Annotated in this window: 19 protein-coding genes; 6 read left to right on the top strand and 13 right to left on the bottom strand. The window is 64.0% G+C overall.

What is annotated here, in order from left to right:
* Positions 1-493 precede the first annotated feature (493 nt).
* From infA to AB3347_RS23135, 3 genes are all read left to right on the top strand, one after another.
* A complete protein-coding gene (infA, locus tag AB3347_RS23145; RefSeq protein ID WP_027867080.1) occupies positions 494-757 on the top strand; it encodes a translation initiation factor IF-1 in 264 nt (87 codons plus the stop codon).
* A gap of 89 nt (positions 758-846) precedes the next feature.
* Positions 847-2,034, top strand: a complete 1,188-nt coding sequence (locus tag AB3347_RS23140; RefSeq protein ID WP_369094065.1) for a fatty acid desaturase — start codon at positions 847-849, stop codon at positions 2,032-2,034.
* A gap of 83 nt (positions 2,035-2,117) precedes the next feature.
* Positions 2,118-3,767, top strand: coding sequence for an ATP-binding domain-containing protein (locus AB3347_RS23135; protein WP_369094064.1), 1,650 nt, complete (start codon positions 2,118-2,120; stop codon positions 3,765-3,767).
* Here AB3347_RS23135 and AB3347_RS23130 read toward each other — a convergent pair.
* Positions 3,757-4,734, bottom strand: coding sequence for a PHB depolymerase family esterase (locus tag AB3347_RS23130; protein WP_369094063.1), 978 nt, complete (start codon positions 4,732-4,734; stop codon positions 3,757-3,759). The two genes, AB3347_RS23135 and AB3347_RS23130, sit on opposite strands and share 11 nt — an antisense overlap.
* 227 nt (positions 4,735-4,961) lie before the next feature.
* Between AB3347_RS23130 and AB3347_RS23125 the strand changes: the two genes are divergently transcribed.
* The gene (locus AB3347_RS23125; RefSeq protein WP_369094062.1) at positions 4,962-6,059 is read left to right on the top strand and encodes a hypothetical protein; all 1,098 of its coding nucleotides are present in this window, start codon (positions 4,962-4,964) and stop codon (positions 6,057-6,059) included.
* A gap of 49 nt (positions 6,060-6,108) precedes the next feature.
* Here AB3347_RS23125 and AB3347_RS23120 read toward each other — a convergent pair whose 3' ends face one another.
* The gene (locus AB3347_RS23120) at positions 6,109-6,609 is read right to left on the bottom strand and encodes a hypothetical protein (RefSeq protein WP_369094061.1); all 501 of its coding nucleotides are present in this window, start codon (positions 6,607-6,609) and stop codon (positions 6,109-6,111) included.
* 385 nt (positions 6,610-6,994) lie between these two features.
* Here AB3347_RS23120 and AB3347_RS23115 point away from each other — a divergent pair, with 385 nt between their 5' ends.
* Positions 6,995-7,294, top strand: a complete 300-nt coding sequence (locus tag AB3347_RS23115; RefSeq protein ID WP_369094060.1) for a hypothetical protein — start codon at positions 6,995-6,997, stop codon at positions 7,292-7,294.
* A 248-nt stretch (positions 7,295-7,542) separates the two neighbouring features.
* Here AB3347_RS23115 and AB3347_RS23110 read toward each other — a convergent pair whose 3' ends face one another.
* Genes AB3347_RS23110 through AB3347_RS23100 form a run of 3 tightly spaced genes read right to left on the bottom strand, consistent with a single transcriptional unit; the run spans position 7,543 to position 8,638 of the window.
* Positions 7,543-7,716 (bottom strand): hypothetical protein, encoded by a 174-nt coding sequence (locus AB3347_RS23110; RefSeq protein ID WP_369094059.1) that lies wholly within the window; start codon positions 7,714-7,716, stop codon positions 7,543-7,545.
* Complete coding sequence (locus AB3347_RS23105) at positions 7,713-8,135, bottom strand: hypothetical protein (protein ID WP_369094058.1); 423 nt, start codon at positions 8,133-8,135, stop codon at positions 7,713-7,715. The genes AB3347_RS23110 and AB3347_RS23105 overlap by 4 nt, the downstream gene beginning before the upstream one ends.
* 11 nt (positions 8,136-8,146) lie before the next feature.
* Positions 8,147-8,638, bottom strand: coding sequence for an Hcp family type VI secretion system effector (locus tag AB3347_RS23100; protein ID WP_369094057.1), 492 nt, complete (start codon positions 8,636-8,638; stop codon positions 8,147-8,149).
* Positions 8,639-8,807: 169 nt separating this feature from the next.
* Between AB3347_RS23100 and AB3347_RS23095 the strand changes: the two genes are divergently transcribed.
* Positions 8,808-10,097 (top strand): MFS transporter, encoded by a 1,290-nt coding sequence (locus AB3347_RS23095; RefSeq protein WP_369094056.1) that lies wholly within the window; start codon positions 8,808-8,810, stop codon positions 10,095-10,097.
* An 18-nt stretch (positions 10,098-10,115) separates the two neighbouring features.
* Here the strand turns inward: AB3347_RS23095 and AB3347_RS23090 are convergent, their stop codons facing one another.
* From AB3347_RS23090 to dnaA, 8 genes are all read right to left on the bottom strand, one after another.
* Entirely contained in the window at positions 10,116-11,288 is a 1,173-nt protein-coding gene (locus tag AB3347_RS23090; RefSeq protein WP_369094055.1) for a Wadjet anti-phage system protein JetD domain-containing protein, read from the bottom strand.
* Positions 11,272-11,979: an SbcC/MukB-like Walker B domain-containing protein gene (locus tag AB3347_RS23085; protein ID WP_369094107.1), complete on the bottom strand. Its 708-nt coding sequence runs from the start codon at positions 11,977-11,979 to the stop codon at positions 11,272-11,274. Before AB3347_RS23085 ends, AB3347_RS23090 begins: the two co-directional genes overlap by 17 nt.
* Before the next feature lie 1,073 nt (positions 11,980-13,052).
* Complete coding sequence (locus AB3347_RS23080) at positions 13,053-14,591, bottom strand: ATP-binding protein (RefSeq protein ID WP_369094054.1); 1,539 nt, start codon at positions 14,589-14,591, stop codon at positions 13,053-13,055.
* Between the two features lie 38 nt (positions 14,592-14,629).
* Positions 14,630-15,268, bottom strand: coding sequence for a DUF4194 domain-containing protein (locus AB3347_RS23075; protein ID WP_369094106.1), 639 nt, complete (start codon positions 15,266-15,268; stop codon positions 14,630-14,632).
* A gap of 37 nt (positions 15,269-15,305) precedes the next feature.
* Complete coding sequence (locus AB3347_RS23070; RefSeq protein ID WP_369094053.1) at positions 15,306-16,766, bottom strand: DUF3375 domain-containing protein; 1,461 nt, start codon at positions 16,764-16,766, stop codon at positions 15,306-15,308.
* Between the two features lie 296 nt (positions 16,767-17,062).
* Complete coding sequence (gene gyrB / locus AB3347_RS23065; protein ID WP_369094052.1) at positions 17,063-19,564, bottom strand: DNA topoisomerase (ATP-hydrolyzing) subunit B; 2,502 nt, start codon at positions 19,562-19,564, stop codon at positions 17,063-17,065.
* Between the two features lie 94 nt (positions 19,565-19,658).
* Positions 19,659-20,765: a DNA polymerase III subunit beta gene (gene dnaN, locus AB3347_RS23060; RefSeq protein WP_369094051.1), complete on the bottom strand. Its 1,107-nt coding sequence runs from the start codon at positions 20,763-20,765 to the stop codon at positions 19,659-19,661.
* Between the two features lie 193 nt (positions 20,766-20,958).
* Entirely contained in the window at positions 20,959-22,353 is a 1,395-nt protein-coding gene (gene dnaA, locus AB3347_RS23055) for a chromosomal replication initiator protein DnaA (RefSeq protein ID WP_369094050.1), read from the bottom strand.
* Between the last annotated feature and the right edge of the window lie 309 nt (positions 22,354-22,662).

Raw genomic sequence — 22,662 nt, 5'->3', positions numbered from 1 at the left:
CAGGTAGGAAAGTCGACAGATGCAGGCGGAAGGACATGCGATCCACTCTAAAAGACGAGTGGACCGCCTGTCAAGCATAAATTTGTGCGGTGCGGAAACCGCACGACCGTCTGGAAACCGCGCCGGCAGCGCCTTCGGCGATGTCGATGGCGTCAGGCCGGCATCAAGGCGCACAGTATGGAAACCGGGCAATAATGTCGGATGTGGAGCCATTTCTGCAGCACAGCACCATCACTGGTATACTGGCGGATTGTCGTCGAAGCAGCGCTTCCGACTTTCCTTCGGCGCCGTCAGCGCAGCAATGCACGACGCCGCCGCCCAAGCCTCCGCATCCGCCTTGCAACTCGCAGGCTGCGCGCTTTCTTCCCTCTGGCCACGGTCGGGCCAGCACAAGCACCATCCACTGCTCCGTCAAGCATCGCCGGGCGGTGCGACCGACGTTACATTGACCCGTGCGCCGCGCGGGCCCTTATTCAAGCATTAGGAGAATTGCATGGCCAAAGAAGAACTGATCGAAATGAACGGGCTCGTTTCCGAAATCCTGCCCGAAATGCGTTTCCGCGTTGAACTCGACAACGGCCACAAGTTGATCGCTTACACCTCGGGCCGCATGAAGAAGAACCACATCCGCATCCTGGCGGGCGACCGTGTCACCCTCGAGATGTCGCCGTACGACCTGAACAAGGCGCGCATCACCTTCCGCCACATTGAAAACCGTGGTCCCTCGGGCCCGCGCCCGGCGCCGCGCCGCCGCTGATCCTGCGCTAGCCTGTACCACGCAGGCGTGCGCTTCCCGCAAGGGAAGCGCACATACTTGGACCTCGCAGCCGACAATGGGAGCATGCGATGGACGAGTTGTTGCGTTTCCTGGCAGATGGCCTGAGCGGCGCTTCCGCGCCTGCCATCGCCGCCTACACCCTGGTGGCCACGCACGTGACCATCGTCGCCGTCACCGTCTACCTGCACCGCCACCAGGCGCACCGCGCGCTGTCCCTGCATCCCCTCGTCGCCCATTTCTTCCGCTTCTGGCTGTGGCTCACCACCGGCATGGTCACGCGCGAATGGGTTGCCATCCACCGCCGCCACCATGCGCACTGCGAGCGCGCGGGAGACCCGCACAGCCCGCGCCAGGTGGGCCTGCGCACCGTGCTGCTGCGCGGCGCCGAACTCTACCGCACCGCCAGCCAGGACATCGATGCCATCGCGCGCTACGCGGCCGGCTGCCCGGACGACTGGATCGAACGCCGCCTCTACAGCCGCTTCAGCTGGCAGGGCGTGGGCCTGCTGCTGGTCGCCGACGTGCTCCTGTTCGGCGTCGTCGGGCTGACGGTGTGGGGCATCCAGATGCTGTGGATCCCGGTGCTGGCGGCGGGCGTCATCAACGGCGCCGGCCACGCCATCGGCTACCGCAATTTCGATTGCCCCGAAGCGGCGACCAACATCGTCCCCCTCGGCCTCCTGATCGGCGGCGAAGAGCTGCACAACAACCACCACACCTTCGCCACCTCGGCCAAGCTGTCGGTGAAATGGTACGAATTCGACATCGGCTGGATGTACATCCGGCTGCTGCAGGGGCTGGCGCAGGCGCGGCCGCTGCCGGCGGCGCCGGGCATCCGCTACCGCCACGCGACGGTCGATGCCGCCACCCTGCGCGCCGTGCTGGCCAACCGCGCGCGCGTGATGGCGGCGCTGAACGCCCGCCTCAAGCCGGCATGGCGGCGCGAGCTGCGCACCATCATGTCCAACAAACCCCTCGGCGCCGGCCTCGACCGCAAATCGGCCCTGCGCCTCTTGATGCGCGACCCCGGCTACCTGGACCGCGACGAGCAGGGCCGGCTGGGCGGCCTGCTGGCGGCTAGCGACTACCTGCGCCGGGTGCAGGCCCTGCGCGAGCAGCTGGCGCAACTGTGGCACCGCTCGCTGGCCAGCGAAGAGCAGCTGATGGAAGCCTTGAGTAGCTGGTGCGCCAGGGCGGCGGCCGATAAATGCGCGCAGGTGCGCGCGTTTGCCGTGGAGTTGCGGGGATATGCCTAACCGGCGTCCCGTTCAACAGTGCCGGTAACAAGCGTGATCGGCTTTACAATGTTGCTATCCTAAGAACAGGTGAGCGACGATCCATGGCCCATATCCATCCTGCCGGCTGGCGCGAGATGTCCGTCACCGGTTCCGCAGCGCGTGAAATCGAAACCCTGACGCTCCTCGAGAAGCGCCTGTCGGACACGCCCTACGAGATCTACCACGGGGTCCACTGGACCAATGTCGAACACGGCTTCTCGGCCTACGGCGACATCGACTTCATCATCCTGGCGCCGAACGGCAGGCTGCTGCTCATCGAGCAGATCGCCGGCTTCCTCAACGAGAGCAAGGACGGCCTGGTGAAGAACTACCAGGGCAAGCCGCGCAAGATCCGCCACCAGATCCTGCACACCATCGAAGGTTTCGCCAAGCGCTACCACGGCGAGCTGTCGATCGACTACCTGCTGTACTGCCCCGACTACATCGTGAAGGACCCGCAGCAGGCCGGCATCGATCCCAGCCACATCATCGACGCCACCACCAAGGGCCGGCTGGGCGCCAAGATCCGCGAGATCCTGCCGATCACCGAGCGCAGCGAGGAATTCGACCGGGTCACGCGCTACCTCGGCGACACCCTGAGCCTGCGCCCGGACCCGAGCTCGATGATCGGCTGCGCCACCAGCATGGTCACGCGCCTGTCCGGCGGCCTGGCCACCTGGGCGCGCCGGCTCGAGTTTTCTCCCTTCCGCCTGCGCGTGGTGGGCACCGCCGGCAGCGGCAAGACCCAGCTGGCGCTGGCCGAATACACGGCCGCCATCGATGCCGGCCTGCGCCCGCTCTACGTCTGCTTCAACCGTCCGCTGGCCGACCACATCGAGCGCCTGGTCCCCAGTGGCGGACGGGTCGCCAACTTCCACGAGCTGTGCGACGCCTGGCTGCGCGCCCAGGGCAAGACGCCCGACTACGGCTCGCCCACCGTCTGGGCCGAGATCGAAGGCGCGCTGGTGGAAGCCGACCTGCCCGAGACCTGGCAGTACGACGTCGTCATCGTCGACGAGGGCCAGGACTTCACGACCAACTGGCGCGACATCGTGCTGCGCATGCTCAGGGAAGGCGGGCGCGCCATCTGGCTGGAAGACCCGGACCAGAACCTGTACGGCAAGGAGATGGTGCCGCTGCCCGGCTGGGTGGTGCTGCACTCGAACACCAACTACCGCAGCCCGCGCGAAGTGGTGCAGATGTTAGGGTCGATCGGCGCCGTGAGCCAGCCGGTGGAAGCGGGCAGCCCGTTCAAGGGCGCCGACATTGAGGAGCTCACCTACCCGGAAGGCGACGTCGAGGCCATGCTGTCGCAGACCCGGCGTGCCGTCACGACCTGCCTGGCCGCCGGCTTCGGGCGCCAGGACATCGCGATCTGCTCCTTCCGCGGGCGAGAGAAGTCGGCCATCCTCAAGCTCGATAAACTGAGCGATGCACACACGCTGCGTTCCTTCACCGGCGCCTACGACCTGTTCGGCAACCCGGTGTTCCGCGAGGGCGGCCTGCTGGCGGAGTCGGTGTACCGCTTCAAGGGCCAGTCGGCGCCGGCCCTGATCTTCACCGAGATCGACTTCGAAGAGATGGACGAACTGACCCTGCGCAAGCTGTTCGTCGGCATGACGCGGGCGCGCCTGAAGCTGGTGCTGGTGATGAGCGAGCGCGCCTCGGTGCAGTTCCTCGACCGGATGAGCGGCGCCGAGATCAGCCCGTGATCGCCGCCGCCGGCCCGGCGCGCTTTGCGCGGAAGAATTCCCAGGCCGCTTCCGCCACCTCCAGGTCGGCGTTCTGCAAGCCGGTGAGCCAGTTGATGAAGCGCGGATAGCGCTTCAGGCGGCTCGGCTCGGCGTGGCCGGCGCCGTCGATCCGGTACAGGCCGACCTGCATGCCATCCGGCGCCTGGCCCCACATGTAGCGGGTGACCCTGGTGCGGCCGCGCGGGTCGCCGGCCGCGAGTCGCAGGACCTCCGGCGTATCGGGCAGGCCCGCCAGCGCGCGCCAGGCGTGAACGCTGTCCTCGATGCCACGCACCGGTTCGATGAACGGCGGCGCGTACCAGTGCTTGCCGCCGTGGTAGGGGATCAGCGGATCGGCCGTGCAGCCGAAGACGAGCGCCGGCAGCGGCACGGCGGGCGCCGGACTGCGGCCGGGCAGCGGCATCCCGGCCAGCACCACCGAGAAGGCCGCCAGCCGCTGCGGGATCTCGACCGCCGCCCTATAGACCATCCAGCCCCCGCGCGAGACCCCGATCAGATAGACGCGCTCCGGGTCGGCACCGTGCCGGGCCACCGCATGGTCGATCAGCGCCGCGATAAAACCGGCGTCGTCCTTCACGGCGACGCGCGCATCCGACGCGAAGCAATCGCTCCAGCCGCCCTTGCCGGCGTCGGGCGCGATCACGACCAGCTGCTCGCGCGCCGCGATTTCCAGCCACACGGACAGCGGCGAAGGAGGATAAGCCTGCCCCAGCACCTGCTGCGCCGAGGCGCCCGCGCCATGCAGCACCAGCACCAGCGCGCGCGTGCCGGGCTTTTCTGCCGGAGGCGCCGCAAGCAGGTAGCGGCGCGCGCCTTCCGGACGCTCGAGCGTGGCGCAGACCGGCGCCAGGACAGGGCCGGCGCTGTCGCTGCTGCCGCGCAGGAGCGCACCGAGGTGTGCTTTGACGCCGGCGTGGCTGGGCATGTGTGGTCTTTCTCTGGTTCAGTGAGTGAGGGCCGGGCCAGCGCGCCAAACGTGCGTTGAAAGAATGGTTATTTGAACACATCAGTTCCCGGAGCAAAACAATTCGCTGCGCCAGCTCAGGGAATGCACCCACGAAGCCGCATTTTATGCGGGTGAGATCGAAATCCGGGCCATGCGCAAGCCGGGCGCGTGCTAGCATTTTGGCCATCATTTTCGGAGGCGGACGCATGAAAAAGCAGCTGGCGGCGAAGGCGGGGCGGATGCGCCTCAGGGTACTGGGCGCATCGGCATTGATGCTGCTGCTGGCGGCATGCGGCGATCACCCGCCCAAGGACGACGATGACGACAAGCCGGCGCCGCCCGCGGCCATCACGATCGTCGCCGGCGACGCCACCGCGTCCGGCAGCGCGGACGGCACCGGCAGCGCCGCCCGTTTCAATGGACCGGGCGGCATCGCCATCGATGCCGCCGGCAACCTGTATGTGGCCGACACCGGCAACCACACCATCCGCAAGATCACTTCTGCCGGCGTCGTCACCACGCTGGCCGGCTCCGCAGGCAGCAGCGGCACCGTCAACGCCACCGGCAGCGCGGCGCGCTTCAGCAATCCGGTCGCGCTCGCGATCGGTCCGGGTAATGTGCTGTACGTCGGCGACAAGCGCCTGGTGCGCAGGGTGGGCACGGCAGGGCAGGTGAGCACGGTGGCGGAGATCCGCCTGGGCAGCAACGTGGACGGGCGCAGCGAGGTGCTGGCCGACATTGCCGGCATCGCGGTGGACGCCCGCGATGACCTGATCGTGGCCAACGGCCACAGCGTGCGCCGGATTACCGCCAACGGCGCGCTGACGATGCTGCAGGGCGAAGAGACCCTGCGCGATACCTTCGGCACCCGGACATTCGTCCAGCGTGGCGTGGCGACCGACAGCAGCAACAACGTGTATGTGGAAAATGCGGGGACCATCAACCGGACCAACGCCGCCAATATCGTGACCCAGAACGTGCTGACCCTGCTGGCCGGCACGGCGGGCCAGCGCGGCTCTGCCGACGGCGCCGGCGCCGCCGCCCGCTTCGAAGACGTGGTGGCGCTGACGGTCGACCCGCAAGGCAACGTGTACGCGGCGGACAACATCAACAACCTGATCCGCAAGATCACGCCTGCCGGCGTGGTGAGCACGGTTGCGGGCAAGCTGAAGGCGACGACGCTGGGCGCCGGCGCGCTGCCGGGCAGCTTCCCCAACCTGCGCGGCCGGACGACCGACGGCAAGGGAAATTTCTACGCCACCTCGGGCAACGCCATCGTCAAGATCGCGCTTCCCTCACGTTGACCTGAAGGGCCGCGCTGCCGCTCCTGTGGGCGGCAGCAGGCGCCGCAGATCAATGGCCGATGGCCGCGGTGGCCACGCCCTGCGCCACGCTGTTCTTGCTGGTGGTGGTGGTAAGCGCGAACAGCGGCTTGCGCGGCGATTTGTCGGTGCTCCATTCATAGGCCACGGTGCTTTTCACGCCGTCCGGCCCCTTGTCCGAGGTATTGCGCTTGCGCTCGGCGCGGAAAGGCGCGGGCGCCTTGCCCACCACCTTCTCGAACATCGCCTGGGCCGTCGCGGCCGGCACCGTCTTGGCGTACAGCGCGCACAAATTCTTGTCCGAGTGGACCACCAGCACGAACTGCCCGTGCTTGCTCGGCACCGACCAGGCGCTGCCCTTGGCGCCCTGCAGGAACATCGCCGCCGCCTCCGCGGGCAGCTGGGGCAGGGGCGCCAGCTGCTTGCGCAGGCCGTCGAAATCGTGCAGGTACTTCAGGCAGTGTGAGGAATAGATGTCCATGAAGGCCGCTGCCTGCTGTTCGGGCGCGGCGATTGCGATTGTGGAAAGCAAGGTCCCTCCGAGTGTGATGGCGGCTTTTTGAAGAAGTCGCATGGATGCGTGCTCCGTCTGGTTACTGGTACGTCTTACTATAGCAACTCAGCCCTGAAATGCTGGGTTGCCTCAGGCAAACGTACGCGCCGATTCGACGGGTATCGCAGCAGGCCGGCCGGGAGCGAAAACTTTTTGCTCGCGGACAAAAGGCGCGTCATTGAGTTGTTACTATCTGCGCAATGCCATTTCTCCCCGCGATGTACCGTTCCAGAATAATGGTTTGGTATCAACAATGTGGAGACCACAGCGTGGCACTTGACGCATATTTGAAAATCGACGGCATCAAAGGCGCATCCGCCGGCGACGGGAACCATGCACATTGGCCGGATATAGGAGCATAACGATGCTTTCAATGATGAAAGCAGTTCTTGCTGCATGTTTCCTCAATCTTGGTTCGGCAGCCGCGGCAGAAAACAAGCTGCCCATCGATGTCGTCAAGTATATAAAGCAGCGTGAAGGATGTGATCACTTCCGGGGCGAGATGCCCGACCCGCCGGACGAACAGCGCATGAAGAAAATCGAGCGCGAAATTCGCAAGCTCTGCATGGGCACCGATAACAAGCTTGAGCGCCTGAAGCGCAAATACGCCACGAACCGAGCGGTCCTGAAGCGTCTGAATGAGTTCGAAGAGAAAATCGAGTAGCCCGTCAGTAGCACCTGTCAGAGCTTCGCAAAGCACGAAAAATTCGGTTTCTCCAATCTCTTGATGAAGGTATTTTTTACTCAGTTCCAGCGTTCGCCCTTGCCAGCGCCATCGCATAGGGCGACCTGTTACTGAAACCGCCATCTACCTGGGCAAGAGGGGCAGTCCAGGTCTTTGCGTGGCAAGTCCGCAAACGACAAGGGCGCTGACTGAGCGCCCTTGTCGTTTTCAAGTACTTCATCTAACAACTAGCGGCGACGGCGGCGTAGCCTCAAGACCAGTGCTGTGAGGACCGCCGAGCCGATGAACGAAAGGACGATGATGTTAAGTGCCTTTTCGACATACATTTGCGAAGGCAACGCAACATAGACAAGTACGGCCACCAAGAAGGCGATGACAAGGGAGATGAATGTGTGTTTCATGCGAAGGGCTCCGCTGAAGGGCAATTTAGGTACATGCCGGCGTTGGTGCCGCCCGCCTGCATGATCTCTTCCACAAAAGACGCACAGTTGTTGGGCAAGACTAGCCACCGCCATTTCTTCGCTAGTAGTTCTTCCAGTTTTTTGTGCGCTCCGGCAGGGTTCGGAAGGTGGACGATCCAGCGGCGAATCTCGCGCTTGCCGTTTTCCCTTAAATATCGCATGTATCCGCTCTCCGACATGAACTTCGGCAGATCGTTTTTCCCCGCTACGTGAAAGTAGTACCCGTCTCCCACGTGAAGCAAAGCATGGCCACAGAAATTGATGCCGTCGCCAGATACAACAACGGCGCACGTGTGCTTGAAGTCAGACGCTTTGAGTGGGCAGACGACCATTTCATCGCCGTTGTAGGCTTCGGACATATCCCCTCCGGTTAGCAGACTTTATTGGCTGAACAATCCCAACCGCCAGAAGTGTTTCCCTGCGATCCTCCGCGAATGCTTTGCTTCACATAGTTCCACTTGATTTTTGCGAACGCTAGCTGAACCCGTTCGGTGATGATTCCGCTCTCACCGCTGTCTGGCGTCATGGTCGCTATCATCAGGTTTTCCAGCTCGATCCTAAAATACGGGATTGCCTTGCCGTCACCATCAGCCCGCATGAACTCAAACATGGCTTTCGGGATAGTCTTGCCAGTTGCACAGGTCTGAAGGAGGAGCGGCGACGACGTATCGGCCAGCTTCTTGAAGGTAATTGGGTAAAGGTCAGCCCTGCCCGTAGTATGGCCTCCTGCTGTCGATAGGACCCCGGCTCTGGGCTGGTGGACCGCGTACAAGACATTGCTTACCTCGATCCAATTGCGGTGCCGCTCGTCTTCCGACTCGCCGTTGATACCCTCGATCTTCAGGTATGCGTCACTTGCCATTCTTGCCTCCGCTATAAGGGGTGAATTGTGATTCTTGCCTCACTGTATAAGGGTGACGTTGGCAAGAGTCAGGCGCGGAAGATACGTAGATCAACAGACAGCCCCAGGTGTCCACTGGGCTTCATATAAATATCTTTCCCTAGTTCAATTTCGGTTATAGCATCTCGGCATGAACGTTATCCCTGCCCACGGAATTACTCCTCCCCGCATCCGCCGCCGCCAAACCATCGCCCTGGTGCTGTTGGTCGTCACCGGCGTCATCAACTACCTCGACCGCGCAACCCTCTCCGTCGCCAACGAGTTCATCCGCGCCGATCTCGGTCTTTCGCTTGGCCAGATGGGCCTGCTGTTGTCGGCATTCTCGTGGAGCTATGCGCTATGCCAGCTTCCGGTCGGCGCACTGGTCGACAAGATCGGCCCGCGCTGGCTGCTCGGCGCCGGCCTGGTGGTATGGTCGCTGGCACAGGCCGCAGGCGGACTGGTGTCGACCTTCGGCTGGTTCGTACTCGCGCGGGTCGTGCTCGGTATCGGTGAGGCGCCGCAGTTTCCATCGGCGGCGCGGGTCGTCAGCAACTGGTTTCCCACCCGTTCACGCGGTACCCCGACCGGCATCTACAACTCGGCCTCGCCGCTGGGCTTTGCGCTCGCGCCCCTGTGCCTGTCGCCCCTGATCGCTGCGACCAGCTGGCATTGGGCGTTCTTCATCACCGGTGCGCTCGGTCTCGTGGCGGCCGTCGTCTGGCTGATGCTGTACCGCGACCCGGTGCGCGGGCAGATGTCCAAGGAGGAGCTGGCCTACCTCGACGAAGGCCAGACCATGGAGGAGGCGCCGCAAGCGGGCTTCGCGTCCTGGCGCGCCCTGTTCCGGCACCGCGCCACCTGGGGCATGATGCTCGGCTTCTTCGGCTCGGTCTACCTGAACTGGGTCTACCTGACCTGGTTGCCGGGCTACCTGCGTGCCGAACGCGGCATGGACCTGGCCTACGTTGGCGTGGCGGCGACGATTCCCTTCCTGTGCGGCTTCGCCGGCGCACTGGTGGCCGGCTGGGCATCGGACCAGATCACCCGGCGTGCATCCTCGGTGATCGCCGGCCGCCGTGCGGCGGTCGTGATGGCAATGCTGGGCATGGTGGCGTTCACGATTCCGGCCGCGCTGGTCGAGAGCAATACGCTCGCCATTGCCTGCATCTCGGTGGTCATCTTCCTGGCCAATGCTGCCTCGGCCTGCTCCTGGTCGCTGGTCACGGTCGTGGCGCCGCGCAGCCGTATTGCTTCACTGGGGGCGATCCAGAATTTTGGCGGCTTCATCGGCAGCGCGCTGGCGCCGATTTTCACCGGCTACATCGCACAGAGCTATTCCTTCGTCCCTGCACTGCTGGCCGGCGCCGCCATCGCCTTCACAGGTGCAATGGCATACCAGTTTCTGGTACTTCGGCCGATTCCCGAGCAGGGTCCTTGAACCTCCGGCTAGGACTGCTCAGCAGCGTGCGCCAAGCGCACGCTGCAATTCACCAGCCACCCAATCGAGAGCGACACGTTCTTGCTCCAGTCGTATCGATGCTCCCCAGGCGTGCTGTTTAAGTCCTCGATAAACCGCTGCCTCACTGGCGTGCAGGCGTTCCAGCTCCTGCGCCGGATGCTGGCTCGGCTCCTCGCTCCATAACGGGCGGTGCTGGAGCAGGGTGTCCTGGTCCATAAGGAAGGACCGCAAGTTCGGCAGGACGCCACGTGCACGGTTCAGGATCGCGAAGCCATGCGTGTCGATGTCGCCCCAGTACAGGCAGTGGGCGCCGCCAAGCCAGGGCAAGCCCCCCAGTTGGTCGACGCCGTAGCCGAGCGCCATGAAGGCGACCACGCCCGGTAAATCCTCCAGCGCAAGCCCGGTCTGCAGGTTTTCGACAATCAGGACATGACAAGGATCGAGGTCGAGCCGTGCCAGCTCTTCGACCGGGGCGGACAGGTCGCCCAGCCCGCCGATCCGCTGCCGCAGTGCAGGGTCGAGCGCGCGCATGCGAACCAGGCCCGGAACCCTGCGCAAGCCACACAGTGCATGAATGTCGGAGGCCCCAGCTTCGAAGCCATGCAAGACACTGATCAGGCCGCACAAGAGACCTTGGCGCGCTTCGATCCATTTGGTGTCGAGGCCAGGGATCGGCACCTGCCGCAAATAAAGGCCGGAACGGGGATTGGCCTCGAACCAGGCCAGCGCGGCGACCAGGCGGTCGATATCGCTGTCCGAAAAATCCGCCAGCGCATCGAAGGCCGTGGCTGCATGGACGGCCAGTGCAGGCCAGCGCTGTACCAGTTGCGCATGGCGCAGCACGGCGCGGTCCCAGCGGTCCAGTTCACCGATCCACCACGCCAGTTGGCGCGGGTTATCGAGGCGCAGCCGCTCGGGCAAGCGCTGGGTCCCCAGGGTGCGCCATCGACGCTCGGTCCAGCACAGCGTGCCCTCGCCATTCCAGGCCTGCCAGGTTCGAACCCAGGCGTGGGTGGCTGCCATCTGGGCCAGCGCGGCCTGCTCGCCCGGCAGACCCAGGGGAATGTCGAGCGGCCAGGCCTGACTGGCCGCGCCGGCTTCGAGCCAGGTGCGGTGCTGGCGCCCGAAGCGCCGTAGCAATAGCTGCCGAACCTCAGCGGGTGTTTTCAAGAGCGGTACCCTCCTGGGCCGGCAGGTTCAGGCGCTGGCGCTGCTCGTCGTATTCGATCGACAGCACGCTCGATATGCGGCGGTCACGGATATCGACGAAACATGCGCCGCCAATGAAAGGCTCGAGCGTCATGACCGACTTGAGCGGCGTAGCGACAATCATCTGGAAGCCGAAATTGGCGAAGATATTCATTGCCAGGGCCGTGAATTCGTTGTCGGCCTTATCAAAGGCTTCGTCCAGCACCACCGGCGCATACGTCGGAAAGCCCGTCTCGCTGCCGCCGAGCTGGTAGCGTAGCGCCGCCGCCAGCACGGTGGTGGCCAGCTTTTGCCGCTGTCCGCCGGACAGGCCGGCGCCGCTATGGTGAACCTGGATTTCCTGGCCCGCATCGTCGAACTCGCGCGCGATGAACTCGACGTGCTGGCGCACGTCGAGCACCGCATCGCGCCAGCGCCGGTGCGCAGTTTCCTGGCTCGCCAGCCGGTCCACCAGGCGGCGCAGCTCGATGAAGCGCTGCTCGGCGGCGTCGCGTTCCTCGGTCCAGGCATGGCTGAGGGCAGCGACGATGTCCTGCTTGAACTGGCGCACCTCTGGAAGCTGGCGGTCCTTCGGCTGGATATGCAGGTAGGTCTGCTGGTCCCCGCTGCGGTTGAACGGCACCTGGCGCAGGCTGTCGTTGACCAACTCCATGCGCGCCAGGATCGCCTTGCGGCCATCGTTCAGGTAACTCGACAGGGCAGCCAGGTTCTGGTGGCTCTGGTCGTGCAGGAGTTCGAAGAAACGTTGTTCATGGGCGGGCAGGCCATCGGTTTCGAGGCGGGCAAGCTTACCGAAGAAATCGGGAGCGGCCACCAGGCGCGCATCCAGGCCATCCGACTCCGCCTTCCAGCGTCCGATGAAGATGGCAAACTGCGCTTCGACAAACTTTTCGCCCTGCGCCAGCTCGCTGTCGATGGCCTTGATTTCCTCGTTCAATATCCTGGCGACGGCGCGATCGGCGCTGTCCACCTCTTCCAGCGCGATTGCTTCGCGCCAGGCCTGGAAACGCTGGTTGAGGCCGGCTTGCTGATGAGGCGTGAGCGGAACGATGCCGGGATCGGCGCGCAGTTGTGCAAGCTGGGCATCGAGCTTCGCCACTTCCCGTTCGGCGGTGCGCAGCGCGACCGTTTCCTCTCCCACTGCGTGGCGCGCCTGCGCCACCAGTTCCAGTTGCGCGCGCAGGCGTTCGTCGATGCGCTGCAGATTGGCATTGCCGTCGCGCAGCGCTGCGAGCTGGCGTTCGATGGCGGCGATGCGCTCGGCCAGCGGCAGCACGTCGACTTCCTGCCACTGTATGTTGGCCAGCGTCTGGCAATGCAGCAGGCGCGCGCCGCGGCCCTGGCGCTGGGCACGCAAGGTTTGCATGCGATCATCGAGTTCACTCGCGCGCGCTTGCAGCTCGCGCTCTTCCTGCTCATACAGCGCGAGCTTCTCGCGGTTATCGAAGCCCAGTATCCAGTGACGTCGGGCGTTGGCGGCGTGACGATCGTCCTTCTCGTGGCGTGTGCGGCTATGCTTGACCTGGCCCTCGCGGGTCAGCGCGCGTTCGCGCGCCGCGCGGAAGCCGCGTAGGGAATCGACGCAGGCGTAATCGAAGCGCTGACGCAGCTCGGCCTGCAGCCAGTCGGCGAAGCCGCCATCCCTGAGCCGCAACTTCAGCACCAGCGATTCGGGCGCCAGCGCGCTGCCGGCCCCCTTCTCTGCGCGCACGGTGCGGTAGTAGGTCAGGCGGGTGCCGAGATCGACCTCGTTGATATGGCCGGACAGCGCGGCGTAGTGCGAATCGTCGACCAGGATCGACAACGCAAAGCCGCGCAGCACGCGCTCGATTGCGCCGCGCCAGGCTTGCTCCTCCGGCTTGACCTCGAGTAGTTCGCCGACAAATGGCAAGGCCCCCTCGGCGATGCCGATCGCCTGCGCCAGCTGGCGCCGCAACAGCAGCATCGGCGCCGGAATATTCGAGGGCTGGCGGCGCAGGGACGCGACTTCCTGGCTGATGCCGGACAACGCGCCGCGCGCAGCGTCCAGTTCGCGCCCGAGCGCGGCGGCCGCGTCGTCGTAGCTGTCGTCGTTTTGCCATGCGTCGATTTCCTGGCGCGCCATGCCGAGCAGCTCTGCGAATCCCTGCGGGTCGCCGCGGAAGTCCCATGCCAGCGCTTTGCAGGCGTCCACCGCCTGGCAGCGCTTGTGCAGGCGCGTTTCGCGCTGCGAGACGAGGACATCGCGCTGGTTCTCGAAAGATTCGATCTGTTCGCCGCCTGCTTCGCGCCGTTGCCGTTCGAGGTCGGCCACGGCAGCGCTGCGGTTGTCGAGGTGCCTTGCTGGCGCTGCACCTTGCCCGCCAAAGCTGCGATCTCGATCGCACGCTCGGCGATGCGCTTTTCCAGCAGCCGGATGCGCAGGCTTTCGCGGTAGCTGTGCATGCCGGCCATTAGTTCTTCGAGCGCGTTGCGCTGCAGCGCGAGCGTGTCCATCTGCTGGTGGCGCCGGCGCGCCGGCGCCAGCGTCTGCACCTGCTCGCGCGCGGTGACCACGGCCTGGTGCGCGGCATTGAGCTCGCCGAATTCCGCGACGAGGCGGTCGGCGACTGTGAAGGTTTCCGGCTTGTCCAGCATGAAGTCGCGCAGGAAGGCGTTCAGGTCGCCCATGTTCTTCGCCGACTGCGTCTTGTGCAGCAGACGCAGCGCCATGTCGCTGTCGATGCCGAGCAGGCGGCGGAAGCGCTCGCTGTAAGGTGAAAATTCGTCGCGGGCGAAGGCATCCGGTAACAACAGCTTAAGCTTGCGCACATCGAAGTTGTTGCTACCGAAGTCGCCGATCTCGCGCAGGTCGAACGGACGCTCGAGGATCAGGAAGTAGCGTTTGACGTCGGCGTTGCCGTTGGCATTCCCCCTGATCCAGAACAGTTGCACCAGCACGACATGCTGGCCAGCCGCGCTGGCATAGTGCAGCGCCAGTGCCGACCAGGTGGTGCCGGTACGCAGGTAGCGTACCGCCGACTCGCCCGAGGCAGCGTTGGTCTGCGCAGTCCACGCGCCGCGCACGTAGCTGGGCAAGTTGCGGTCGCGGCCCGCACGTTCGGCTTCGCGGGCGGCGGCGTTGAAGTCGATCCAGCGCGGCGGAATCAAGAGGGCGGACAGGGCGTCCAGCAGCGTCGACTTGCCGGCGCCGGAACGTCCGACGATCAGAAAGCCACGCTCGCTGATCGGAATGTCGTGACGGCCGCTGAAGGTGCCCCAGTTATAGACCTGCAGTCGGGTCATGCGGAACTGCTGGGCGGCATGCCTGGACGGAGCCTTGCTCATTCCTGGTCCTCGTCGTCGATTGCCTGCTGGCCCGGCGCCGTGGCATCGCCTGCCGCCATGCGTTGGTACAGCGTGGTGAGCGTGATGATTTCCTCGGCCGAGAACAGCAGCTTGAGCGTGGGCGAGATCTCGAAGCGGTCTTCGCTGCCGCGCAGCTTTTGCAGGATGTTGTGCTTCTTCAGTTTTTCGATCGATGCGTTGACGCGCTTGGTGAAGCCGGCACGGTCGGTGCTGGTGGAGCGCTCGTAGGGAAGCAGATTTTCCAACATGTCGTCGCGCGCCACCACGGCGCGCTCGCCATGGGCGTCGGCCTGGGTCAGGCGCTGGCGCAGGAACAGCAGAAGTACCGAATCAATGAAGGTCAGCTGCGCGCGCCTGAGCAGGATCGGTACGTCCAGCTCTTCCGCGCTGACCTGGCTGGTGAAGGCTACCTGCAGGTCGCGGTCCAGGACCAGGTCCAGGAACAGCTCGGAGAGGCGACGCCGGATCACGGCTTCGTCGCGCAGCAGGGCCGTCCACAAGGCCGAATGGCGCCTTCCCTCGAGCGCAGGACCGGACAGCAACTGCACCAGCACGCGCCGGGTATCGAGCGGTAATTCGCCACTGTCGTTGACGAAGAGCGCGCCCGCCGGCATCGCATCGGCCTGAACAGAGGTGTTATCCGTGCCGGACTCAGGATGGGTCACGCTGCTTCTCCCTGAAAAAATAGATGAGTGGGATGCGCGCCTTGCGCGCCACGCCGTCCGCGCCAGTCCAGCCGACGGTTTCGTGATTTTCCGATACGATACCGCGCCTTACCCCGAGGGCAAGCAGCCCCAGCACGCTGCCAAGGCCCTGACCCGCCGGGTATTCCAGCAGGATGTCGGCGATCGAAGCCTGCGTACGCTGGGCGAGCACGGCGCCGACATGGTCTTCCAGCGAACGGAAGTCGATCTCGGACTGCGCCACCAGATCGCCAATCGTGGACAGGTCCAGCGACGGTTCGTCGCCTTCGCCCATGGCGCCGGGCAGGGCTTGCAGCGCCGGATCGTGCAAGACCCATTGCGATAGCGAGCTCAGTTTGCTGCTGGTGAGCGTCAGCGTGTACTGCAGTGCGTCGCTTGCCTTGACCTCGTCCTTCAGCTGCAGCGCCGCCTGCTGCGCCTTGCGCAGAAGCTGGTTCAGGCGGCGCTGTTCAGCGAATTCGCGGCTTTGTACGAAATGCTTGAGGCTGCGTGCGAACGATTGCAGGACGTCATGCACCATTCCACCCTGTTCGAGCAGAGTGCGGGTCAGGTGCAGCAGGAAACGTCGCTCGCTGCCGTCTAGCGTGGCGACGAAACGGCGCGACATGAGCTGGTCTAGCGCGTCGTCGAGCGCGGCGGACTGCAGCGGATCGGTCAGCAGGCGCCAGAACGCGGAAAAGCTGCGGCCGGCATCGCTTTCCGAAATCAGGTCGATGCCGGCGAACAGCGCGTCGAGTACGTTGCCGCGGTTGCCGTCGTGGTCCATCAGGCGTTCGCGCAGCGAGCGGTTCAGGCGTTCGAACTCGTCGCGCACACGGCGAAAATCGCCCGCCAGGTCGTCCGCCAGCGCGATGATCTCGCGGGTGCGCTCGAGTGCGGTCGCATCGGACAATATCTCAAAACTGCCGCTCTCTACCGCTGCGATCTCGCGCTCGATGCGTTCCTTTTCAGCGCGCAATCGGGCGCTTCGGCGTGCCTGATCGGCATCGGTGTCATCGGCCAGCTTGCCGAGGGCCCCGATAACCAGGCCGAGCCGGCTTTCGGTAGCGGCGCTGTGCGGTTTGGTGAGGCTGGACACGATGCGGATCGCCTCGACGGTCGCCGTCGCGAGCTCATAGGACTCTTCCTGGGAACCCGGTGGAAAGCGCCGTTCCAGATAGCCTTCGGCGAGCCATCCGGCTATGTAGAGCTGTGCCGTCCTTGGCCAGTCTTCGCCCCGGTTACGCAATTGTTCGAGGTCCCGCTCGATGCGCTCGTGCAGGATCGAGGCGGGCAGGCTGCGCTCGTTGTCGTAGAGATGGGTTTGCAAGAGCGCCAGCACCGCCGGTCCGGTGTCGGCCGCGAGCAGGCGCCAGAGTGGCTGAGTGCGCAGATGGCGATAGGTGGCGAGCGGTTTGTCGGTTTTCATGGTGTGCTGGGCGGTTCATTCTACGCATGTTTTTTGCGAAGTCCAGTAACCGGCCATGCCTAGCCGCTGGGCGCTCGTACTGCCATGCTCCAGCGCAAAGTGTTTTTATTGGGTGAACCTCGACTGCCTTCTGACGTGGCCAAATATGTCGACCGGCGCGCGGGTTGGGCCCACGTCCGAAACGAGTTTCCTGAAGCACAGCCAGTTTCGAACAAGCGGTAGACAGTGACATGCTTTTGCAAGCAACAATGAAAACGGCCTCGCGAGGAGGCCGTCCTGGTTGAAGCGCAGGTCGATCAGACGTCGATATTCCCCGCCTGCAGCGCATTCGACTCAATGAAGTTCCTCCGCGGCTCCACCTCATCCCCCATCAGCGTGGTAAAGATCTGGTCCGCCGCAATCGCGTCCTCGATCTGCACCTTCAGCAGGCGGCGCACGGTCGGGTCCATCGTGGTTTCCCACAGCTGTTCCGGGTTCATCTCGCCCAGACCCTTGTAGCGCTGCTTGCTCACGCCGCGTTCGGCTTCGTCGCGCAGCCACAGCATGGCTTCGTGGAAGCCGCGCACCGCGAACTCCTTCATCTTCTCGCCTTCGCCGCGGCGCATGATGGCGCCTTCGCCGATCAGGCCCTGGAAGGTGGCGGCGGCGTTGGCCAGCACGGCGTAGTCGTTGCTCTGCACGAAGTCGGCGTCGATCGAGGTGACGTTGACGTTACCGTGGCGCATGCGCTCGATGCGCAGCGCGTGCTTTTCGCTCAATTCGTCCGAACGCACGACCACCTTCACGGCCGGGTCCTTGATCGCCGCTTCCATCGCCTGGGCCGAGGCTTCGGCTTTTTCCAGCGTGCTCATGTCCAGCGTGACGCCGGCCGTGATCGCGGTCAGGGCGGCGCGGTCGATCACGCGGGTCAGGCGCATCATGATGGCGTTCGACAGGTTGTACTGGCGCACCAGCTCGCTCAGCGCTTCGCCGGTGATCGGCTCGGCGCCTTCGCGCGGGATCAGGGAGGCGCCGTTCAGCGCCACCGACATCATGTAGCTGGCTTCTTCCAGGTCGTCCTTCAGGTAGCGCTCGTCGCGGCCGTGCTTGACCTTGTACAGCGGCGGCTGCGCGATGTAGATGTGGCCGCGTTCCACCAGCTGCGGCATCTGGCGGTAGAACAGCGTCAGCAGCAGCGTGCGGATGTGGGCGCCGTCGACGTCCGCGTCGGTCATGATGATGATGCGGTGGTAGCGCAGCTTGTCGACGTTGAATTCGTCCGGGCCGATCGAGGTGCCGAGGGTGGCGATCAGGGTGGTGATCTGCTCCGACGACAGCATCTTTTCAAAACGCGCCTTTTCCACGTTCAGCACCTTGCCGCGCAGCGGCAGGATGGCCTGGAACTTGCGGTCGCGGCCCTGCTTGGCGGAGCCGCCTGCCGAGTCACCCTCGACGATGTACAGTTCGGCCAGCGCCGGGTCGCGTTCCTGGCAGTCGGCCAGCTTCGAGGACAAGCCCAGCCCGTCCATCACGCCCTTGCGGCGGGTAAGGTCGCGCGCCTTGCGCGCCGCTTCGCGTGCACGCGCCGCTTCCACGATCTTGCCGCAGATGATCTTGGCGTCGTTCGGCTTCTCCATCAGGAAGTCGGTCAGCGTCTTGGCCACGATTTCTTCCACCGGGCCGCGCACTTCCGACGACACCAGCTTGTCTTTGGTCTGCGACGAGAACTTCGGTTCCGGCACTTTCACCGACAGCACGCAGGTCAGGCCTTCGCGCATGTCGTCGCCCGAGATCTCCACCTTGGCCTTCTTGGCGAAGTCGTTCTCGTCGATGTACTTGTTGATCACGCGGGTCATCGCCGCGCGCAGGCCGGTCAGGTGGGTGCCGCCGTCGCGCTGCGGGATGTTGTTGGTGAAGCACAGCACCTGCTCGTTGTAGGCGTCGTTCCACTGCATCGACACGTCCACCGAGATGTTGGTGCCCTGGTCGGACATGCGGTCGCCGGTGGCCTGGAACACGGTCGGGTGCAGGACGCTCTTGGCCTTGTTGATGTACTCCACGAAGCCGCGGGTGCCGCCCTCGAAGGCGAACACTTCTTCCTTGCCGCTGCGCTGGTCGCTCAGCTTGATGTTGACGCCGTTGTTCAGGAACGAGAGTTCGCGGATGCGCTTGCTCAGGATCTCGTAGTGGAACTCGACGTGGGTGAAGATTTCCTCGTCGGCCCAGAAGTGCACCTCGGTGCCGCGCTTGTCGGTGTCGCCCAGCACCTTCATCGGCGAGACTTCGACGCCGTCGACCACCTCGATGATGCGGTCCAGCGGGACGCCGCGCGAGAATTCCAGCTGGTGGATCTTGCCTTTCTGGCGCACGGTCACGCGCAGCAGCTTCGACAGCGCGTTCACGCACGACACGCCCACGCCGTGCAGGCCGCCGGACACCTTGTACGAGTTCTGGTTGAACTTGCCGCCGGCGTGCAGTTCGGTCAGTGCGATCTCGGTGGCCGAGCGCTTCGGCTCGTGCTTGTCGTCCATCTTGACGCCGGTCGGTATGCCGCGGCCGTTGTCGGTGATCGAGATCGAGTTGTCGGAGTGGATCGTGACGTGGATCTCGGTGCAGTAGCCGGCCAGGGCTTCGTCGATCGAGTTGTCGAGCACCTCGAACACCAGGTGGTGCAGGCCGGTGCCGTCCGAGGTGTCGCCAATGTACATGCCCGGACGCTTGCGCACCGCTTCCAGACCTTCCAGGATCTGGATCGAAGACGCGCCGTATTCGTCCGCCTTGGAGGCGGGAGTCATTTCTGGTTGGGTATTCTCGGACATGGACTGCTTTCTATAAAACGGATGATTCAGGCTGCCTGCAGCCTGCGCCGCCATGCCGGCTTGCGCCGGGATGGCGGTGGTGACGATTCGTCAGTTAGATACGCATCGGCATGACGACATACTTGAAGTCGCCATTGTCGGGAATCGAGATCAGCGCCGACGAGTTCGAGTCGCCCAGCGCGATGTTCACCTGGTCGCACTTCAGGTTGTTCAGCACGTCGAGCAGGTAGGTGACGTTGAAGCCGATGTCGATGGTGTCGCCACCGTAGTCGATCTCGAGTTCTTCGACCGCTTCTTCCTGGTCGGCGTTGGTCGAGCTGATCTTCATGACGCCCGGCTCGATGATGCAGCGCACGCCCTTGAACTTGTCGCTGGTCATGATCGCGGCGCGCTGCAGCGAACGCAGCAGCTCTTCGCGGCTGATCGTGAAGTCGTTCTTGTAACCCTTCGGGATCACGCGGGTGTAATCAGGGAACTTGCCTTCCACCAGCTTCGAGACCAGCTCGATGTCGGCGAAGGTCAGCTTGACCTGCGAGGCGGCGATGTCGAGGCGGACCTCTTCGTCGCTTTCTTCCAGCAGGCGCTGCAGTTCGATGATGGTCTTGCGCGGGATGATCACTTCCTGGCGCTCGAAGGACTGCTCGGTGGCCACCTGGCAGAAGGCCAGGCGGTGGCCGTCGGTGGCCACGGCGATGATGTTGTTGCCGTCCAGCACCAACAGCAGGCCGTTCAGGTAGTAGCGGATGTCCTGCTGGGCCATGGCGAAGTGCACCATGTTGAACAGGTGCTTCAGCGTCTTCTGCGGCAGGGTCACCGAGGCGTTGTAGCTGTCCGCCACCGACACGGTGGGGAATTCTTCCGCGGCCAGGGTCTGCAGGGCGAAGCGCGACTTGCCGCTCTGGACGGCCAGGCGCTTGTTCTGCAGGGTCATGGTGACGTCGCCCGATTCCGGCAGCGCGCGCAGGATGTCCAGCAGCTTGCGTGCCGCCACCGTGGTGCCGGTCACGTCATCGCCCGAGCCGATGTTGGCGAGCGTGGTGATCTGGACTTCGGTGTCGGTCGAGAGGAACGAGACGCTTTCGCCGTCCTTGCGAATGAGGATATTGGCCAGAATCGGCATAGTGTGCCGACGCTCGACAATACCGCTCACGATCTGCAGTGGCCGGAGAAGCGTGTCTCGGGTGGTTTTGACCAGTTGCATAGATATCCTCAGTTAAGTATTAATTATTTATTGCTCTAACACTATTTTGCCAATTGCCCGTGGCAAACACAATGTAGGGTGGACGGCTTCGCCGTCCGCGCGTTCGACTATCCGTGAATAACCGTATCGTGTCTAATCACCTGCTGGTTGAACGCGCGGGCGGGAGACCCGCCCACCCCACGAAAATCCCCAATCAGCCCTTCAGCGTCTGCTCCAGCACGTGCAGCTCATGGTTGCACTCGGCGTTCTTCTGGCGGTCCTGGGCGATCTTGCGCACCGCGTGCAGCACGGTGGTGTGGTCGCGGCCGCCGAACAGCTCGCCGATCTCGGGCAGGCTCTTCTGGGTCAGCTCCTTGGCCAGGTACATCGCGATCTGGCGCGGACGGGCGATGTTCGCCGGGCGGCGCTTGGAATACATGTCCGCCACCTTGATGTTGAAGAAGTCCGCCACCGTCTTCTGGATGTTCTCCACCGAGATCTGGCGGTTCTGCACCGACAGCAGGTCCTTGAGGGCTTCCTTCACCACGTCGATGGTGATGTCCTTGCCGTGGAAGCGCGAGTAGGCCAGGATCTTGCGCAGCGCGCCTTCCAGTTCGCGCACGTTCGAGCGCAGGTGCTTGGCCACGAAGAACGCCACGTCGTCCGACAGCGTCACGTTCTCGGACTGCGCTTTTTTCAGCAGGATCGCCACGCGCATTTCCAGCTCGGGCGGCTCGATCGCCACCGTCAGGCCGGAGTCGAAGCGCGAGATCAGGCGGTCGTCCATGCCGGTGATCTCCTTCGGATAGGTATCCGAAGTGATGATGATCTGCTTCTTGGCCGCGATCAGCGCCTCGAACGCATAGAAGAACTCTTCCTGCGTGCGGCTCTTGCCGCCGAAGAACTGGATATCGTCGATCAGCAGCATGTCGAGCGAGTGGTAATAGTGCTTGAAGTCGTCGAAGCCTTTCCGCTGGTAGGCGGTGACGACGTCGCGCACGTACTGCTCGGCGTGGATGTAGCGGATGCGCGCGTTCGGGTTGTCGGCCATGACCTGGTTGCCGATCGCATGGATCAGGTGGGTCTTACCGAGGCCGACGCCGCCGTAGAAGAACAGCGGGTTGTACGACACGCCCGGGTTGTTCGCGACCTGGATCGCGGCGGCGCGCGCCAGCTGGTTGGCCTTACCGGTAACGAAGCTCTCGAAGGTGAGGTCGGTGTTGATCCGGCTCTGCTCGCGCTTGGGCGAGTTGGCGATGTTCACGTTGCCCTGGATCGGCTGCTGTTCCGGCTGGCGCGGCGCATCGAAGTTGGTGGCGCCAGCCGCAGCGGTCGCGGCAGGACCCGCCGGCTTCTTGGCCGGGTTGTTCTTCGGGTCGAGCACGAACTGCACCTCGACCGGCGCTTCCCAGTACTGGCAGGCGAGTTCGGTGATGCGCGTGGCGAACTGGGTCTTGACCCAGTCGAGCTTGAACCGGTTCGGCGCGGCGATGCGCAGCTTGCCGTCCTCGTAATCGAGGACGACAAGCGATTTGATCCACGCACTGTATTGCTGCGGCGTCAGCTCGAGTTCCAGCTGCGCGGAACAGGTCTGCCAAAAATTTTCCATACTTCGCTAGTTGATACGTAACACGCTATTTTACCTGTCTCGGCCGAAGTTATCCACAGGTTGGCCCCACTATTTTCAACCGAAGCCGCGCTTTTTGCAGCAGCGCCGGCGCGACAAGTCAGACAGACAACAGCTCGTCAGGAAAAGGCGAGGAAACAACGGCTTCCTTGACAGCTGGACCGGAAATCGAGTCTAATTCAGGGTTCCCCGTCCGTGCACCCTGTCAGGCTGATAAATCAGCGTGAAGCTGCTCAGGCGAAAATGAGTATCTGCTAAGGCGTGACGCTGGCTTAACATCTGCGAACTGTC

The sequence above is a fragment of the Massilia sp. X63 genome (genome assembly GCF_041023745.1).
Classification (GTDB): Bacteria; Pseudomonadota; Gammaproteobacteria; order Burkholderiales; family Burkholderiaceae_D; genus Telluria.
The sequence above is the reverse complement of the archived record's forward strand: the minus strand, read 5'-3'. Positions and strand labels throughout refer to the sequence as shown.